Source organism: Sphingobium cupriresistens LL01, assembly GCF_001046645.1.
Classification (GTDB): Bacteria; Pseudomonadota; Alphaproteobacteria; order Sphingomonadales; family Sphingomonadaceae; genus Sphingobium; species Sphingobium cupriresistens.
Window position 1 is genome coordinate 303,109 of the sequence record NZ_KQ130435.1, and the last position, 15,232, is coordinate 318,340.

Genomic DNA, 15,232 nt, shown 5'->3' on the forward strand with positions numbered 1-15,232 from the left:
GCATTGGAAACCAGTCGCATGACCGTCCGCACCCGCGTCATCCCCTGCCTCGACGTCGCCAATGGGCGCGTGGTCAAGGGCGTCAATTTCGTCGATCTGAAGGATGCCGGCGATCCGGTCGAGCAGGCGAAGCTTTATGACGCGGCCGGGGCGGACGAACTCTGCTTCCTCGACATCACCGCCACCCATGAAGCGCGCGGCACCATCCTCGACGTGGTGCGCCGCACCGCCGAAGTCTGCTTCATGCCCGTCACCGTGGGCGGCGGGGTGCGCACGCCGGACGATGCGCGCGCGCTGCTGCTGGCGGGCGCGGACAAGGTCGCGGTCAACAGCGCGGCGGTCGCCCGCCCCGAACTGGTAGCCGACATCGCCGACCGCTTCGGTAGCCAGTGCATCGTCGGGTCCGTCGATGCGCGTAAAGTGAGCGAAGGCCGGTGGGAAATCTTCACCCATGGCGGTCGCCAGCCGACCGGCATCGACGCATTGGAACACGCCCTGCGCCTGGCGGACCTGGGGGCGGGCGAACTGCTCGTCACCTCGATGGATGGAGATGGCACCAAGGCGGGCTACGACCTGGCGCTGACCCGCGCCATCGCCGACGCGGTATCGATTCCGGTGATCGCCAGCGGCGGGGTCGGCACGCTCGACCATCTGGTCGAGGGTGTGGTGCAGGGCCATGCCAGCGCGGTGCTGGCCGCGTCCATCTTCCATTTCGGCCAACATACGATCGCTGAGGCCCATCACGCGCTCGCGGCGGCGGGCGTGCCGGTGCGGTCGGCGTGAAGCGTCGATCCACTTTACAGCAACCATGTTTTCGCAATCGCCGTTAACTATGGCGCACCGCTGAAATGCCGAGATTTCTGCTGCATGGCATGAACTCTGCTTAACCATCTCCGGGTCGCGTTCCACCATCACAGGTTTGACGCAAACGGGGTGATTTGACATGAAAATTCCTAAGATGCTTCTGATGGCCGGCGCTGCCGGCCTCATGGGCGCTGCCGTACCAGCGCCCGCCAATGCCAGCTTCTGGTGCTGGTTCGGCAAGTGCGGCGGCTCGTCCACCGGCGGCGGCACGGGCGGCTCCACCGGCGGCTCGTCGGGCGGCACGCCCACGCCGGTGCCGGAACCGGAACAGATGGCGCTGTTCGGCATGGGCGCGGCCGTATTGGCCGGCCGAATGTTCCTTGCTGGCCGCAAGCGTAAATAAGTGATTGACGGGTCGCGCGCGAAAAGCTTGATGCAGCCCATGCGCGCGACCCTTCATACTTTGGAACAGACCATCCGCCAACGACGGAACGCCGACCCGTCGGCCTCCTATGTCGCCAAGCTGACCACCAAAGGCCGCGCCAAAATCGCGCAGAAGGTCGGCGAGGAAGCGGTCGAAACGGTCATTGCCGCGATGGCGGACGATCGCGCGGGCGTGATCGGCGAAAGCGCCGACCTGCTGTTCCACCTGATGATGCTGCTGGCCGATCTCGACATACCGCTCGACGCGGTGATGGACGAACTGGATCGGCGCGAAGGCCTGTCGGGCATCGCCGAAAAGGCCGCGCGACCCAAGGACTGACCGCCAGGACGGGAAAGATGTTGCCCGCCCTGCGTTGATGCGTCAGCTTCATATCGGAAAAGGGGGATGCATTATGGTTCGCGCTCTGATCGGCGGCCTGTTGGGCGGCCTTTCCATGTTCATCACTGGCTTCATCTTCTGGGGCACGCCCTTGTCGGCGCTGGCGCTCAGCCGTACAGACGAACAGGCCAGCGCCAATTTGCAGGCCGCAATGGCGCAGGCGCTGACCCCCACCGGCACCGGCGTCTATGTGATCCCCGATCCTGCGACGGCGCAGGGCACCATCCTTTACGGCAAGGGGCCAGTCGCGCAGATCTTTTACAATGAAGGCGGCTTCCCGGTGATGGACAGCGGCGCGCTTATCGGCGGCTTGATCCTGTCGCTGGTCGTCGGCGTGGTGATCGCTCTGGCGCTGCGTTTCGTGACGACCGGCTTTGCGGACCGGGCGCGTGCGACCATCCTCTTTGCGCTGGGCGCCGTGCTATGGCTGCATATCGGCCAGGCGGTGTTCAATCATGCGCCCTGGGGCTATATTCTCTACCTCGCCTTCAGCGATTTCGTGGCGCTGGCGCTCGCCGGCCTGATCGCGGCCAAGCTGATGGAGACGAACGCCGAGGCGGCCGTGGCCGATCCCGGCGCCTTCCACTAAGCCGCTTCTTCAGCCAGACGGATCATGCAGGCGGCGTGGCGGCGGGCGATCGCCATCCGGTCCTCGCCATAGCCGCCGCCCATGGTACTGGCGAGCGGCACGCCGCGCGCGCGCGCCTGCCGCATCACGAAGCGGTCACGCGCTTCCAGCCCGGCGTCGCTCAGCGCCAACCGGCCCAGCCGATCCTCCCCGTGCGGATCGACACCGGCCTGATAGAGGATAAGGTCAGGCGCGAAATCGTCCAGCACGCGCGGCAGCACATCCGTCAGCACCATAAGATAGGCGTCATCGCCAGTTCCGTCCTCCAGCCCGATGTCGAGCGTCGATCGCGCCTTCCTGACGGGGAAATTCTTTTCCGCATGGATCGACAGGGTGAAAATGTCGCCCCGCCCCGCCAGCAGCGACGCGGTGCCGTCCCCCTGATGCACGTCGAGGTCGAGGATCAGAATGCGCGCCGCATCCCCCTCCGCAATCAGCCGGTTGGCGGCGATCGCCAGATCATTGAACACGCAATAGCCAGCCCCGGTATCGCGCAGCGCATGATGACTGCCCCCCGCGGCGTTGGCGGCATAGCCATGCACCATCGCCAGCTTCGCCGCCGCCCAGGTGCCGCCCGGCGACAGCATCGACCGGCGCATCACCCGTTCCGTCACCGCAAAGCCGATCCGCCGCGTCTTTCCGGGCGGGACCGTCAGGGTCATGACTTCCGCCACATAGGCCGGGTCATGCACCGCCTCGATCCAGGCGCGCGGCATCGACACAGGTTCAACCGTTTGGAAATTCACGCCACTTTCGCGCAGCGCATCCATCACCAGGCCATATTTGTCGAAACGAAAGCGGCCGCCATCTGTTGCAGGGGAGACATAGGCAGGATGGTGAACAACGTGCAGCATGATCTTTTCCGCTATCGCGATTTGAACCGTGACGGCTTTGCGCTATCTGGTCCAGCATGAACCGTCCCAACCTGATCCGTATCCCGCTGCTGGCGCTGCTTGGCGTAGCGTCTTCCCCCGCCGTCGCGCAAACCCCGCCGCCCATCGTCGCGCCCACGCTGCCTGCGCCGACCGTCCAGCCCATCCCGGTTCCGCCGCCGCCCGTGCCGATCCCGGCGCTGTCGCCAGCGCAGGAGGCCTGGGCCAATGACTGGCTGAGGACCGGCGCCGCGCAGGGTCTGATGGCGCGGCAGAAGGCAAGCGGCCCGCTGAGCGGCGACGCGCTGGTCAACGCCCTGCTCGACCGCGCCAAGGCGCTGAACACCGGCCGGGTCGATACGGCCGATTTCCTTCAGGTCTGGGCGCTCCGCCCGGCCGCCTTCGATCCGCGTCCCGGCCTTGCCAAGGCAGTCGGTGAAGATCGGCTGGCGCAGTGGTCCGCCAGTCTCACCCCGCCCTGGTCGGGCTATGACACGCTGCGCAAGGGCCTCGCCCGATATGAGGCGATCCGCGACAAGGGCGGCTGGCCGACGCTGACCGCCTCCACCCCGCCCGACGTGGTGCGCGCCCGCATCGCGCTGGAAGACCCGGCCGTCACGCCGAACGAAAAACTGGTCGACGTGATCCAGCGCGCCCAGCGCCGCTATGGCCTGGAACCCACCGGCACGCTCGGCGCACGCACGCTGGAAGCGCTCAACGTCGGGGTGGACGATCGAATCGCCGCGATCATGGCGAATATGGAGCGCTGGCGCTGGATGCCGCGCAGCCTGCCGGTCAACCGCGTGCAGGTGAACATCGCCGCCGCCGTGCTGACCGTGTTCGAAGGCGACCAGCCGGTCAGTTCGATGCGGGCCGTCACCGGCAGCCCGACCAACCAGACGCCGATGCTGACCTCCAGCATCCATTCGATCGTGGTCAATCCGCCCTGGAACGTGCCGATGTCGATCGCCAAGCGGGAACTCTTCCCCAAGGGGCGAGCCGCGCTCGCGCGGCAGGGCTACAAGATCGTCAAGACGCCCGAAGGGGGCGAACGCATCGTCCAGCCGGCCGGGCCGAACAGCGCGCTGGGCCGCTTGAAGTTCGACTTCAACAATCCCTTCGCCGTCTATCTGCACGACACGCCCTCACGCGGGAAATTCTCCAGCTACGACCGGCTCGCCAGCCATGGCTGCATCCGCCTGGAAAAGCCGGTGGCGCTGGCCGAACTGATGGTCGCTGCCGATCCCGATCTGAACGGCCAGATCCAGACGCTGATCGACGAAGGCAAGACCCAGCGCGTGTCCCTGCCCAGTCAGGTTGCTGTCTATCTGCTCTACTGGACGGCCTTCGCCAACAATGAAGGCACGGTCAGCTTCCGCGCCGATCCCTATGGCTGGGACAAGCTGCTCGCGCAGAAGATCGAGGCATCCAGCCGCCGCGTCGATCCCACAGCAGCCCCCTCTCCCGCAATCGCATCGAAGGATTGATCCCATGCGCACATTCGTACTTGCCGCCCTTGCCGGCGCCCTCCTCCTCTCCGCCTGCGGCAAGAAGGAAGAAGAAGCCCCGACTGTCACCAACAATCTGGTCGAGCCGCCGGTCGAAAATGTGATTGTGGAGGAACCCGAAGCGCCACTGCCCGAACCGCAGAATGACGTTGACGCGACTCCGGCTGCGCCGCCGCCCTCGGTGTCGGAACTGCAGCAGATTCAGGATGATGCCGAGGCGTCCGGCATGACGTCGCGCCTGCCCGAAGGCGGCGAACAGAGCCAGCCTGCGGATGAAGCGAGCAAAACGGGCGAGTAAACTCATGCGCCCCGGTCTTGGACCGGGGCGTCCGCTTTGCTATAGGACGGTCATGGATCGCCGCAATTTTACGAAGTTCGCTTTAAGCGGACTCGCCTTTTCGTTTTTGTCGGACAGCATCGGTCGCGCCGCTCTGTCCTCGACAGGGCCTGAACCGATCAGCCCCGCTGCGGTTCCGCCAGCGCCCACCGTACCTGCAACCCCGCGCACGGTGGCGCAAAAGCCCTATTCCGCGCTGCTGGAACGCGCCAGGGCGGCGCTCGATCGTCATGCCAACGCCTTCGCGTTGCGCGATCGACTGGCGATCGTGGATTTCGACGCCCCATCGAAAAATCCGCGGATGCATATCGTCGATTTGATCGGCGGACAGACCAGCAGCTATCTGGTATCGCACGGTCGCGGATCGGACCCCGAACATTCCGGCTGGCTGCATAGTTTTTCGAACGAATTTAATTCGCTCGCCAGCTCGTCCGGCGCATTCAAGACGGGCGAGATGTATTTCGGCCAACATGGCCGGTCGATGCGCCTGCTGGGCCTCGACCCGCAGAATAATAACGCCGAACCGCGCGCCATCGTTATCCATGGCGCGGACTATGTAAGCGAGGATCATGTTGCCGCCTGGGGCAAATGCGGCCGTTCCGAAGGCTGTTTCGCTGTCGCCCCCCATCTGGTGCCGCAGGTGCTAGGCATGTTGGGACCGGGCCGGATGCTCTACGCGGACAAGATCGGTAACGGTTGACGGGTCTGCTTGCGCGCGGCGCACGAAAAAGGCCGAAGCATCGCCCCGGCCCTTCCGTCGCGTCATACGACCAACACTTATTGTGCAGGAGCCGGCGCCGCAGGTCCCGTCATCGTTTCGATCGAGGGCTTGTTCATCGCGTCGATGGTGCCGTCGGCCATCATCGCCTTGCCCATGCTGATCGCTTCTTCACGCAGCCCTTCTTCCGTGGAGGTCTGGCTGGCGCCGATGAGCGCGGACAGCAGCACATTCTTGCTCACCGCGTCAGTCGGCTGCTCCGTCACCGACTTGCGCGCCAGGGCCAGCGCTTCTTCATAATAGGGGTCGGCCCCGGCGCGGTCATGGTCGCGTAATTCCTTATTGCCCATCTGGATGAGGATGCCGGCCAATATGTTGCGGCTGGCGGCGTCGGCGGGCTTGGTTTCCACCACCTTGCGCCAGTGGGGCAGCGATTCGCCGTAGAGCGCCATCACCTTGTCCATCTGGCCCAACACGCCATAGGCGGCAGCGTCGGCATAGAGCGCATTGGCGAGGAAATTGACATTGTCGATCTTCGCAGGATCGGCCTCCACCGCAGTGCGGATCGCGGGGATCGCGGCATCATATTTGGCCACCGCCCCGGCATTATCACCCTTTTGCTGCGCAGCCTGCCCCGCGGTGAAGTCGGTCACGGCCTTGTTGAAGGCGGCGATTTCGGCGGGGGTCATTTCACGCGCGGCGGGAGCGGCCTGAGCGGCGGGCGCTGCTGCGCCCTCGATTGCAGGGGCGGCGTCGGCCGGGGGCGCGGCATCCGCTGCCGGGGGCGTCGTTTCGGCCGGCGCCTGCTGCGCCAGCGCGGGAGCGGCCAGGGCCAGCGGCGCGGACAGCGTCAAAAGAGCGGTCAAAGCGGTGTTGCGGAACGTTGAGGCCAACGTCTGGGTCTCCTTGATCGTTGAAACAGGTTGTCGGATGGACGCAATGCGCCCTCGCCATCCATAGAATGAACGAATACGTGCTTGGGTTCCTACCGCCTTATTTGCGGCTCATCGCGCAAAAGGCTCCGGCCATGGAAAAATCAGCGGTGCGCCGTGCGCCAGCTGAGGCGGCCAGCGCGTCTTCGCCCCATAGTTCGACCTGCCATGCCTCATCGATTTCGGCGGCCTGCCACACCCGATCAAGGTCATGCCCGCCTTCTACGATCGACAATCCGCAAACCAGCGATCCACTGAGCGACACCAAAGTTGACAGCCCGACCAGCGTGAAGGCGTCGCAGGCGGCTACCGCCGCGCCTAGCCGGGCGAGCGTTTCAGGCGGCTGCGGCACCGGGATGATCCCTTGCGTCACCGCAAAGGTCACGTCATAGCGCGCCCGCGCCCAGTCGAGCAGCGGCTCCCACGCGGCCGCCTGCCGCGCGACCAGCGCTTCCGGCCCATCGGCGCGATAGCAGAGCAGGTCGGTTTGCGCATATTGCGCGATCCCTTCGGCGAACGCCGCAGGCTTTGGCGCGACATGGTCTATCGCCGCATTGGCAAGGCCGGTCATCGGCATGAGGGCGGGGTCGACCGTCTCGCCCTGCGCGCGCCATTCCTGCGCGACCGCATCGGCCAGCGCGGGCGTGGGCAGCGCCAACGGCGCGCGCGCGGGGGTGCGGACCGCGCGGCCGTCCAGCTGGATCGCGAAGCCGCCACCGTCGGCCACGACGGTCACATCCTTGTAGAAACGCTTCATTGCGGCGGCTTCTGACGGAACAGCGCCAGCAACAGGCGCGGCACGACGATGAACTGGAACAGGCCAGTGACGACCATGATCGCGCCGAACGCCTTGGCGCTGTCACCCTGCACCCAGGAAAAGCGCTGCATGATGGCCACGAAGCCGAACATGACGATAAAGGCGCCCGACAGGCGGAACAGGCCAATGGCGAAATGGCGCTGGCGGGCGATCGAATCGGCGTTGGTCTTGGGCGGTGTCTCTGGAGGAAGATCGGTCATGGCGCGCCGATATGACCGCGTAATTCCGCGCTGTCCATCGCCACCGCATGGGCGCCCGCTGCGACCAGTTCCCCCGGCAGGTGATAGCCCCATGCCACGCCGATGCTGCGCACGCCTGCGGCCAGCCCCATGGCGATGTCGAAACTGGTGTCGCCGATCATCACCGTGGTTTCCGGCTCTGCCCCCGCCTCCGCCATCGCGGTCATCAGCATCGAGGGATGCGGCTTGGACGGGTGGCGATCGGCGGTCTGCAGCGTCACGAACCGGTCGATGATACCGTGATGGGCGAGGCACAGGTTGAGGCCGCGGTCCGACTTGCCGGTCGCCACCCCCAGCAGCCATCCCGCCGCGTCAAGCTCCGCCACCAGATCGGCGATGCCGGGATAGAGCGGTTCCTGCACCCCCTGCTCGCGCCGCATCGCCTGGAACGCCAGCTTGTAGCGATCGGCCAGATGATCGTGGAAATCCGCCTCCGCATCGGGCAGCAGCCGCGCCATCGCGACCGGCAGCGACAGGCCCACCGCCGACAGGATCGCCAGCCGTTCGGGCGGCGGCAGTTGCACATCCTCGAAGGCGCGGGTCATGGCGGTGCAGATGCTGTGCTGGCTGTCGACCAGCGTGCCGTCGCAATCGAAGACGACCAGGCGATTGCTCATGCCGCGTCCCCTTCGCCCAGAGTCGCCCGCATCAGCGCCGCCAGCGCCGCATTGCCACCGGCGTCTAGCGCATCGGCCACGCCGATCCGCGCCGCCTCCGGCTTGTCCTGCCCCAGCTTGGCGGTGCCGTGCAGCGATTCCACCTGCATGGCGAATCCGACCAGCCCCGTCAGCAACCGCTCGAACTGTCCCGCCCCCATCTTGTCGCGGGTCCACACCGGTTTGGGCGCCAGCCGCCGCTCCTGTTCATCGCTCAGCGCATCGATCTGCGCGATCGTCGCCGCCCGATCCAGCCGCGCCATGGTCCCGCGCAGCTCGACCGACTGGTAATTCCAGGTTGGCACCTTGTCGGGCAGGCCATACCAGTCCGGGCTGACATAGCCATGCGGCCCGGCGACGACGATCAGTGCGTCCGCTCCATCCAGATGCCGCACGATCGGATTGGCGCGATGGATGTGCAGGCCGATCCGCCGATCGTCCAGCCAGACGACAGGCAGATGCACCACATGCATCCTGTCGGGCGCAGCGACGCAGAGCAGGCCAAAACCCGACTGTCCCACGAAATCCCGGATCGCCGCCTCATCCGTCCAGCGATAGGGCGCCCCCGGCGTCATTCGCCGCGGCCGCCACCCCGCGACCGGCGCTCGCCCTTGCGATCCTTGCGCACCTGCTTGGCATGCTGGCGCGCGAACTTCTTTTCGTCCTCGCGGGTCGGGGTCCGGTCGATCTCGTCGTCCAGCGGCATGTCGCCCAAGGAGAGGTCGAAGCCCAGATCCTCCAGGCTGTTGGCGAAATGGGTCGGCAGGTCCGCCATCACGTCCACCCGCCCGCCATCGGGATGATCCACGCGGATGCGCCGCGCATGAAGGTGCATTTTGCGACTGATGCTGCCGGTCAGGAAGCTATCCTTGCCGCCATATTTGCCGTCGCCCACGATCGGGTGGCCGATCGCCGCCAAATGGACGCGCAACTGGTGCGTTCGGCCGGTATAGGGTTGCAGCTCGACCCAGGCGGCGCGGTTGCCGGCCCGTTCGATCACGCGATAGCGCGTGCGGGCGGGCATCCCCTCTTCCTCGTCCACATGCATCTTCTCGCCGCCGGTGCCTGGCTGCTTGGCGAGCGGCAGTTCGATCATGCCGTCATTGATCGACGGCACGCCGATCACCAGCGCCCAATAGACCTTGCGCGCGGTGCGGCTGGAAAAGGCTTTGGCGAAATGCGCGGCCGACCGGCTGGTCCGCGCCAGCAGCAGCGCGCCCGACGTGTCCTTGTCCAGCCGGTGGACCAGCTTGGGGCGCGATTCGGAATCGAACAGCAGCGCGTCGAGCAGCTTGTCGACATGCTCGTCGGTCTTGGTCCCGCCCTGCGTGGCCAGCCCCGGCGGCTTGTTGATGACGATGGCCTGCGCATCGCGATGGATCACCATCTCCTGCGCATAGGCGATCTCGTCGGGCGTCAGGTCGATGACGCGGACGCGCTTCGCCTTTTCGGGCATATCGGGCCGCGCTTCGGCGGGGGGGACGCGGATCGTCTGCCCCTCTACGATACGGTCGCCCGGCGCGGCGCGCGCGCCATCGACCCGCAACTGGCCGGTGCGCGACCAGCGCGACACGATATTGAAGCCGACATCGGGCAGATGCCGCTGGAACCAGCGGTCGAGGCGGATGCCGTCATCGTCGGCGGCCACGCGGAACTGGCGGACGTCTAGCGACACGCCCTTGGCGGCGCTACTCTTGGCGGCGGCGGGCTTGGCGGCGGCCGGTGCGGCCTTGGCTGCGGCGGGCGCAGCAGCTTTCGCACGGGGCTTGAACGGCGGCTTGCCGCCGTCCCCCTTGCGCGCACTTGCCGCCTTCGCGCCCCCACGGGCGCGGCCGGGCGCGCCGGGTTTGCCGTCGGCGGATTTCCGGTCGAACTTGCGGTCAGCGGGCTTTTTATCACCCGGCTTCTTGTCGCCGAAGCGCTTGTCCGACGGCTTGCCGCTGGCGGAACGGCCCGCAGGCTTGCCGTCGCGCGGCCCCTTGCCGCCGGTCGCGCCCGCGCCGGGCCTGGCGGGAGGACGCCCCTTCATGCCACGACACTCCGCATCACGGCCAGGCCCACGCCCAGCGCCACGACTGCGCCGATCACAGACGCCAGCGCATAGCCGCTCGCCAGCAGGATATCGCCGCGCTGGATCATCAGCATGGTTTCCAGGCTGAACGCGGAAAAGGTGGTGAAGCCGCCCAGCACGCCCACGCCCAGCAACAGCCGGATCGGTTCGCCCGACACGCTGCCCCCGCGCGCCAGCCATCCGGCGAGCAGCCCCATGGCGAAACCGCCGATCAGATTGGCGGCGAAAGTGCCCCAGGGCCAGGCCGTACCGGGCGCCATCTGCCCGGCGAAGCGCCCCAATTGATAGCGCAAGGCGGCGCCCACGGCGCCCCCGCCCATCACAAGAAACATATTGGTCATGCAAAGCGCCCTATAGCGAATCCGTCAAAGGGGAAAGCGCGCAATCAGGCGGTTGTGACAAGCCCTGCCACCGGCCGCCGATGCGCCGCGATGCAACTGACGACACTCAGCACCACCAGCAGGAACGCTGCGCTCTCCAGCCCGGTCGGCCAGCGCGCTTCCCACGCAAAGCCGTAGAGCAAAGCAAAGGCGGTTTCGAACAGGATCATCTGCCCCACCATGGTTAGCGGCAACAACCGGCTCGCCCGGTTCCACAACGCATTGCCGACGATCGAAGCCAGCAGCGCGACAGCGACCGAGACAGTAGTAAACTGCGTCCAGGCCGCGGCATCATGCCGCCCCAGGCCCAGCCACAACACGACCGGCAGGAACAGCAGCGCCTGGCACCCGGTCGCCAGCCCGATCAGCAGGTTCCAGTCCTGCGCCGGCATGTCGTCCTGCCGCCGCAGCCAGTGATTATTGCCGATGGCGAAGGCGGTCCAGGAGATCAGCGCCCCGACCGCGCAGGCGAAGCCCAGCAGCCGCGTCGCCACCGGCCCCGGTCCGGGCATCACCACCGCCTGCCAGCCGATGCACAGCGCGCCCGCGACGCACAGCAGCAGCGAGGGCGCGAGCTGGCGCAAAGGCACCGCGCCCGCCTGCCGGCTACCGACGATCGTCACCGCCACCGGCAGGAAACCGACCACCAGCGATGTCATGGCGACGCCGCCCATCTGCACCGCGCTCACCAGCAGCACATAGTAAAAGAGGTTGCCGGCCAGCGCGAGCCAGGCCAGCGCCCACAATAGGCGCGGCGTCATCCGCGCGGCCAGCATCCGCCAGCGCGGCGCGACCAGGATCAGCGAGAGCGCGCCAAAGGCCAGATAGCGACCGACCGCCTGCTGCAACGGGGTGAAGCCGCGCACCACTTCGGGCGCCAGGAACACCAGCCCCCATAGAGCGCCCGCGCCCACGCCGCACGCGATGCCCGCCAGCATCGCCCCGCCTGATTCCCTTGTCATCATCGTCCATCTTTCCGTCCGACCCCGTATCGGCTGCGAACATTATCATCATGACGGCGGGAAAAATGCTCTTGATTAGCCCCAGAAATGCAACAATTACTCGCTTATGCCCGATATTCGCCTTCCCGACCCGTTCGACCGCGCGATCCTGCGAATCATCCAGCAGGATAATCGCACGCCGCAGCGCGCCATCGCGCAGGCGGTGAACCTGTCCACCGCAGCGGTCCAGCGCCGCATCGCCGCCATGGAAAAGGACGGCATCATCGCCCGCAACGCCGCGATCGTCGATCCCGACGCGGTAAGCCTGGACATCACCGCGATCGTGGAGGTCCATCTGACTGACGAACGCTCCGCCACGGTCGATCGCGCCAAGGCCTTGTTCCGCGCCGACCCGGCGGTGCAGCAATGCTATTATGTAACGGGCGGCTGCAGCTTCATCCTGCTGATCGTGTCACCGGACATGCGTCATTACGACGCGACCACCCGGCGGCTGCTGTCGGACACGGACTATATTGCCAGCTTCCACAGCTTTCTCGCGCTTGATCGGGTAAAGGCGGGTATGGAGTTGGTGATTCCGTGATGGTGGAGGCTGGACCTCCCATTCCTGCGCATGGCGCGCCAGACATATGCCTTCAATCATATAGCATTCGGCCGGCACATGCGCGCGCTGAACGCCGCAGAGTGGCGAGTGCGCGTGCGAATTAGAATCGCCGGCGCCTTGCGGCACAAATTCACCCTAATTTTAGTTTGTTTTGAAATTTTGAAAATGCCTCAAAACAATCTGAATTTTACGTGAAACCCTCACGTTCGCCAAACAATCTATCTATCTGTAATTCATATATAAATACGGCGATTTAACCAGTCTCATCTTACCGTCGCAACCTTTTGCGTTCGACCAGTTGCAATACCTGCGTTCCCGATTGACATTTGCCTAATCATAGTTAGTCTAATGTTCTCAAAGATGCCTGCAGGGGCACGCCAAGATGGGAGAGTGTTATGAATGTGAAGCAACAATTGGCTTGCGGCATTGCCACTATTGGGCTTTTGGCTGCGATGCCCGCATTGGGCCAGGATGCCCCGCAGGCGGCGGACGATAGTCAGAGCAATGAAAAAATTGCTTCGCCGGCCGACATCGTTGTTACCGCCCAGAGGCGGGAACAATCCCTTTCCAAGGTTCCGGTGGCCGTGTCGGCTTTCAATGCCGACACGCTTCAGTCGCGCAATGTGGCAAGCGAACAGGATCTCGCGGCGCTAGTTCCCGGACTGGTGGTCAAGAGCGGTCAGAACTCCAACCAACTCAACTTCACCCTGCGTGGCCAGACACTCGATCCCTTTTCCGGCTCAAGCCCCGCGGTTCTGACCTATATCAACGAAGCGCCGGCGACCGAAGGCAACACATCGACGGCCTTTTTCGACTTCAATTCTGTGCAGGTCCTCAAAGGACCGCAGGGCACTTTGTTCGGTCGCAATGCGACGGGCGGCGCGATTTTGTACGAAACGGCGAAGCCGGGTGACGACTTTGGCGGGTTCCTGACTATCAAGGGTGGTCAGCGTAATTATATCCAGGTGCAGGGCGCCGTGGACATTCCAGTATCCGACATGATCAAGGTTCGTGTCGCCGGCGATTACAACAAGCAGGACGGCTATATCCGCAATATCAAGACCGGCAACACGCTGGGCGACACGGATTCGCTGTCAGGCCGTATCACGGTCGTCCTGGAACCGAGGGACGGTTTCAAGATGACGACGGTCGCGCAGTACAGCGACTTCGGCGGATCGGAAGGCGCTGGCGGTCTCTATTCCTATCATATGGCGGGAGAGGTCAATAACGGCTATGTCCTCAACAGCACGCTCGATACCCTTTATGGCGTGAACAGCCCTTTTGCTCCCTTGATCGGCGATGGGCCACGGGGCGACGGCACATGGCCGGGCGCCGTAGCGGGCTATCTGGCCTGGCAGCAGGCGAATCCCTATAAGGTCTGGCTAAGCTATGACCTGCCGCACAAGGCTCACACCGCGTTCATCACCAACACTGTCGAGGCGGAAATCGGCGACGATGTCGTGCTGAAGAACATCTTCAACTATGCCGACGCCTTCGCGCGCACGCCAGGTATTCTGACCGGTTCGCCCTTCGGCTCGCTGAGCCTCTACAATCGATCCGGCCTGGGCAACGGCCCTCCGGGCGGCGAGGAATTCAGCACAGAGCGGATTTCGAACGAACTGCAACTTCAAGGAAAAACGGGCGGCCTCGAATATATCCTAGGCGTCTTCTATTCCGACACGACGAAGCAGGAATATATTCCGGTCATCGTCGGCGCGGAATTGCCGACGCCGCTGGCCGACATCGCTTATAATTACGAAGTCGGGAACGAATCGAAGGCGGTGTTTGGCCAGCTGACCTATGCGGTGACGGACAAGCTGAGCGTAACCGCTGGCGGACGCTATAGCTGGGAGACGGTGAGCCTTCGCCAAAAGGCAGGAAGCCTCTTCAATTTGAACGGCTCCACGCCATTCAAGCAGGAAGCCAAGCTCCATGATCCGAGCTGGACGTTCAATATCCAGTATCAGATCAATTCGGGCAACATGGTCTATTTCGCGCAGCGCGGCAGCTTCCGCGCCGGCGGCTTCAACGGCGCGGTCGGCCCGTTCAACAACGCCAATTTCTTCGACAATGAAAATACCTATGATTTCGAACTGGGCTATAAGTTCAACGACTATATCGGCGCCATGCCGACCCGGATCAATCTGGCCATCTATCGCCAGATCGTGAAGGATGCGCAGCATTCGCTGTTCGTCGATCTGGGCGCAGGCCCGTCGGCGTTCACCGTAAACGTGCCCGAAAAGCGCATCCAGGGCGTCGAGTTCGACGCCAATGTAAAACCCAGCGCCTGGCTGGAACTGGGCATTTCGGGCGCCTATACCGACGCGAAATTCACCAAGAATATCGTTGACCTCGCGCCGCTGGGCGGGCCGATAATTCCCTTCGACACCTATGCCGACGCGCCCAAATGGGCGGGTTCTGTCTTTGCCGAAATCACCATGCCCCTGTCGGAAGACGTCGGAAAGGTGAAGCTGCGCACCGATGTGTTCGGCCAGACATCGACCCATTTTTCGAACAACGAAGGCTCGATTACGCCGCGCACCAAATTGCCTGGCTATGCGACCGTCGATGTTCGGTTGAGTTGGAACGACGTCATGGGCAGCAAATTCTCGGTCGCGGCCTACGCCAAGAACCTGCTCGACGAATTCTACTATAATTCGGGCTATGTCGAAGGCGGCAGCGGCGGCTTCAACACGGCCATCTGGGGTGAACCCCAAACCTTTGGCGCGGAAGTGACCTACCGCTTCTAAGGCGCAATCTGAAGGGGGGCAGGCATGTCTTGTCCCTGTCCCCCCTCTAAGCTTCCAGGCGCCGCTGACCCCATCAAAGCGCGCGACATATAGTCTATTCCCGTTCGGGACAGGCGCATCGCGTCAGGAAAGAC

General features: G+C 64.5%; 18 protein-coding genes. 9 read left to right on the plus strand and 9 right to left on the minus strand.

The window, feature by feature from the left end; all coding sequences use genetic code 11:
- Positions 1–18: 18 nt before the first annotated feature.
- The 4 genes from hisF (at position 19) to V473_RS14490 (ending at position 2,216) form a co-directional block, all read left to right on the plus strand.
- Positions 19–783: an imidazole glycerol phosphate synthase subunit HisF gene (gene hisF, locus V473_RS14475; protein ID WP_066606349.1), complete on the plus strand. Its 765-nt coding sequence runs from the start codon at positions 19–21 to the stop codon at positions 781–783.
- Positions 784–943: 160 nt separating this feature from the next.
- Complete coding sequence (locus V473_RS14480) at positions 944–1,207, plus strand: PEP-CTERM sorting domain-containing protein (protein ID WP_066606351.1); 264 nt, start codon at positions 944–946, stop codon at positions 1,205–1,207.
- Positions 1,208–1,246: 39 nt separating this feature from the next.
- Entirely contained in the window at positions 1,247–1,567 is a 321-nt protein-coding gene (locus V473_RS14485) for a phosphoribosyl-ATP diphosphatase (RefSeq protein WP_066607425.1), read from the plus strand.
- A 73-nt stretch (positions 1,568–1,640) separates the two neighbouring features.
- Positions 1,641–2,216: a hypothetical protein gene (locus V473_RS14490; RefSeq protein WP_201785527.1), complete on the plus strand. Its 576-nt coding sequence runs from the start codon at positions 1,641–1,643 to the stop codon at positions 2,214–2,216.
- On the opposite strand, the gene V473_RS14495 is transcribed toward V473_RS14490, so the two are convergent.
- Positions 2,213–3,109 carry a histone deacetylase family protein gene (locus V473_RS14495; protein ID WP_066606354.1) on the minus strand — a complete coding sequence of 299 codons (897 nt, stop codon included), beginning with the start codon at positions 3,107–3,109 and terminating at the stop codon, positions 2,213–2,215. The two genes, V473_RS14490 and V473_RS14495, sit on opposite strands and share 4 nt — an antisense overlap.
- Positions 3,110–3,165: 56 nt before the next feature.
- On the opposite strand from V473_RS14495, the gene V473_RS14500 reads away from it, so the two are divergent.
- From V473_RS14500 to V473_RS14510, 3 genes are read left to right on the plus strand one after another with little or no spacing between them, the layout of a single operon-like run.
- Positions 3,166–4,614 carry a L,D-transpeptidase family protein gene (locus V473_RS14500; protein ID WP_066606356.1) on the plus strand — a complete coding sequence of 483 codons (1,449 nt, stop codon included), beginning with the start codon at positions 3,166–3,168 and terminating at the stop codon, positions 4,612–4,614.
- Positions 4,615–4,618: 4 nt separating this feature from the next.
- Complete coding sequence (locus V473_RS14505; protein WP_066606358.1) at positions 4,619–4,933, plus strand: hypothetical protein; 315 nt, start codon at positions 4,619–4,621, stop codon at positions 4,931–4,933.
- A gap of 52 nt (positions 4,934–4,985) precedes the next feature.
- The gene (locus V473_RS14510) at positions 4,986–5,672 is read left to right on the plus strand and encodes a murein L,D-transpeptidase catalytic domain family protein (protein ID WP_066606359.1); all 687 of its coding nucleotides are present in this window, start codon (positions 4,986–4,988) and stop codon (positions 5,670–5,672) included.
- Positions 5,673–5,749: 77 nt separating this feature from the next.
- Here V473_RS14510 and V473_RS14515 read toward each other — a convergent pair whose 3' ends face one another.
- The 8 genes from V473_RS14515 to V473_RS14550 form a co-directional block, all read right to left on the minus strand.
- On the minus strand, positions 5,750–6,583 hold the full coding sequence (locus V473_RS14515) for a hypothetical protein (protein WP_066606360.1): 834 nt from the start codon (positions 6,581–6,583) through the stop codon (positions 5,750–5,752).
- Positions 6,584–6,683: 100 nt separating this feature from the next.
- Positions 6,684–7,379: an ATP12 family chaperone protein gene (locus V473_RS14520; protein ID WP_066606361.1), complete on the minus strand. Its 696-nt coding sequence runs from the start codon at positions 7,377–7,379 to the stop codon at positions 6,684–6,686.
- Positions 7,376–7,639: a hypothetical protein gene (locus tag V473_RS14525; RefSeq protein WP_066606363.1), complete on the minus strand. Its 264-nt coding sequence runs from the start codon at positions 7,637–7,639 to the stop codon at positions 7,376–7,378. The genes V473_RS14520 and V473_RS14525 overlap by 4 nt, the downstream gene beginning before the upstream one ends.
- Positions 7,636–8,295: an HAD-IA family hydrolase gene (locus tag V473_RS14530; protein ID WP_066606370.1), complete on the minus strand. Its 660-nt coding sequence runs from the start codon at positions 8,293–8,295 to the stop codon at positions 7,636–7,638. Before V473_RS14530 ends, V473_RS14525 begins: the two co-directional genes overlap by 4 nt.
- Entirely contained in the window at positions 8,292–8,909 is a 618-nt protein-coding gene (locus V473_RS14535) for an FMN-binding negative transcriptional regulator (protein WP_066606372.1), read from the minus strand. The genes V473_RS14530 and V473_RS14535 overlap by 4 nt, the downstream gene beginning before the upstream one ends.
- Positions 8,906–10,363 carry an RluA family pseudouridine synthase gene (locus V473_RS14540; protein ID WP_066606374.1) on the minus strand — a complete coding sequence of 486 codons (1,458 nt, stop codon included), beginning with the start codon at positions 10,361–10,363 and terminating at the stop codon, positions 8,906–8,908. Before V473_RS14540 ends, V473_RS14535 begins: the two co-directional genes overlap by 4 nt.
- Positions 10,360–10,746, minus strand: coding sequence for a fluoride efflux transporter CrcB (gene crcB / locus V473_RS14545; protein WP_066606377.1), 387 nt, complete (start codon positions 10,744–10,746; stop codon positions 10,360–10,362). The genes V473_RS14540 and crcB overlap by 4 nt, the downstream gene beginning before the upstream one ends.
- A 44-nt stretch (positions 10,747–10,790) precedes the next feature.
- A complete protein-coding gene (locus tag V473_RS14550) occupies positions 10,791–11,747 on the minus strand; it encodes a DMT family transporter (RefSeq protein WP_201785537.1) in 957 nt (318 codons plus the stop codon).
- 106 nt (positions 11,748–11,853) lie between these two features.
- On the opposite strand from V473_RS14550, the gene V473_RS14555 reads away from it, so the two are divergent.
- Positions 11,854–12,327: an Lrp/AsnC family transcriptional regulator gene (locus V473_RS14555; RefSeq protein WP_066606381.1), complete on the plus strand. Its 474-nt coding sequence runs from the start codon at positions 11,854–11,856 to the stop codon at positions 12,325–12,327.
- Positions 12,328–12,800: 473 nt separating this feature from the next.
- Positions 12,801–15,098 (plus strand): TonB-dependent receptor, encoded by a 2,298-nt coding sequence (locus V473_RS14560; RefSeq protein WP_244884429.1) that lies wholly within the window; start codon positions 12,801–12,803, stop codon positions 15,096–15,098.
- Positions 15,099–15,232: the final 134 nt, after the last annotated feature.

Excerpts from the sequence above, each read along its gene's own strand:
- hisF (WP_066606349.1), top strand. The coding sequence starts at position 19 with ATGACCGTCCGCACCCGCGTCATCCCCTGCCTCGACGTCGCCAATGGG.
- V473_RS14480 (WP_066606351.1), top strand. The coding sequence starts at position 944 with ATGAAAATTCCTAAGATGCTTCTGATGGCCGGCGCTGCCGGCCTCATG.
- V473_RS14485 (WP_066607425.1), top strand. The coding sequence starts at position 1,247 with ATGCGCGCGACCCTTCATACTTTGGAACAGACCATCCGCCAACGACGG.
- V473_RS14490 (WP_201785527.1), top strand. The coding sequence starts at position 1,641 with ATGGTTCGCGCTCTGATCGGCGGCCTGTTGGGCGGCCTTTCCATGTTC.
- V473_RS14495 (WP_066606354.1), bottom strand. The coding sequence starts at position 3,109 with ATGCTGCACGTTGTTCACCATCCTGCCTATGTCTCCCCTGCAACAGAT.
- V473_RS14500 (WP_066606356.1), top strand. The coding sequence starts at position 3,166 with ATGAACCGTCCCAACCTGATCCGTATCCCGCTGCTGGCGCTGCTTGGC.
- V473_RS14505 (WP_066606358.1), top strand. The coding sequence starts at position 4,619 with ATGCGCACATTCGTACTTGCCGCCCTTGCCGGCGCCCTCCTCCTCTCC.
- V473_RS14510 (WP_066606359.1), top strand. The coding sequence starts at position 4,986 with ATGGATCGCCGCAATTTTACGAAGTTCGCTTTAAGCGGACTCGCCTTT.
- V473_RS14520 (WP_066606361.1), bottom strand. The coding sequence starts at position 7,379 with ATGAAGCGTTTCTACAAGGATGTGACCGTCGTGGCCGACGGTGGCGGC.
- V473_RS14525 (WP_066606363.1), bottom strand. The coding sequence starts at position 7,639 with ATGACCGATCTTCCTCCAGAGACACCGCCCAAGACCAACGCCGATTCG.
- V473_RS14530 (WP_066606370.1), bottom strand. The coding sequence starts at position 8,295 with ATGAGCAATCGCCTGGTCGTCTTCGATTGCGACGGCACGCTGGTCGAC.
- V473_RS14535 (WP_066606372.1), bottom strand. The coding sequence starts at position 8,909 with ATGACGCCGGGGGCGCCCTATCGCTGGACGGATGAGGCGGCGATCCGG.
- V473_RS14540 (WP_066606374.1), bottom strand. The coding sequence starts at position 10,363 with ATGAAGGGGCGTCCTCCCGCCAGGCCCGGCGCGGGCGCGACCGGCGGC.
- crcB (WP_066606377.1), bottom strand. The coding sequence starts at position 10,746 with ATGACCAATATGTTTCTTGTGATGGGCGGGGGCGCCGTGGGCGCCGCC.
- V473_RS14550 (WP_201785537.1), bottom strand. The coding sequence starts at position 11,747 with ATGACAAGGGAATCAGGCGGGGCGATGCTGGCGGGCATCGCGTGCGGC.
- V473_RS14555 (WP_066606381.1), top strand. The coding sequence starts at position 11,854 with ATGCCCGATATTCGCCTTCCCGACCCGTTCGACCGCGCGATCCTGCGA.
- V473_RS14560 (WP_244884429.1), top strand. The coding sequence starts at position 12,801 with ATGCCCGCATTGGGCCAGGATGCCCCGCAGGCGGCGGACGATAGTCAG.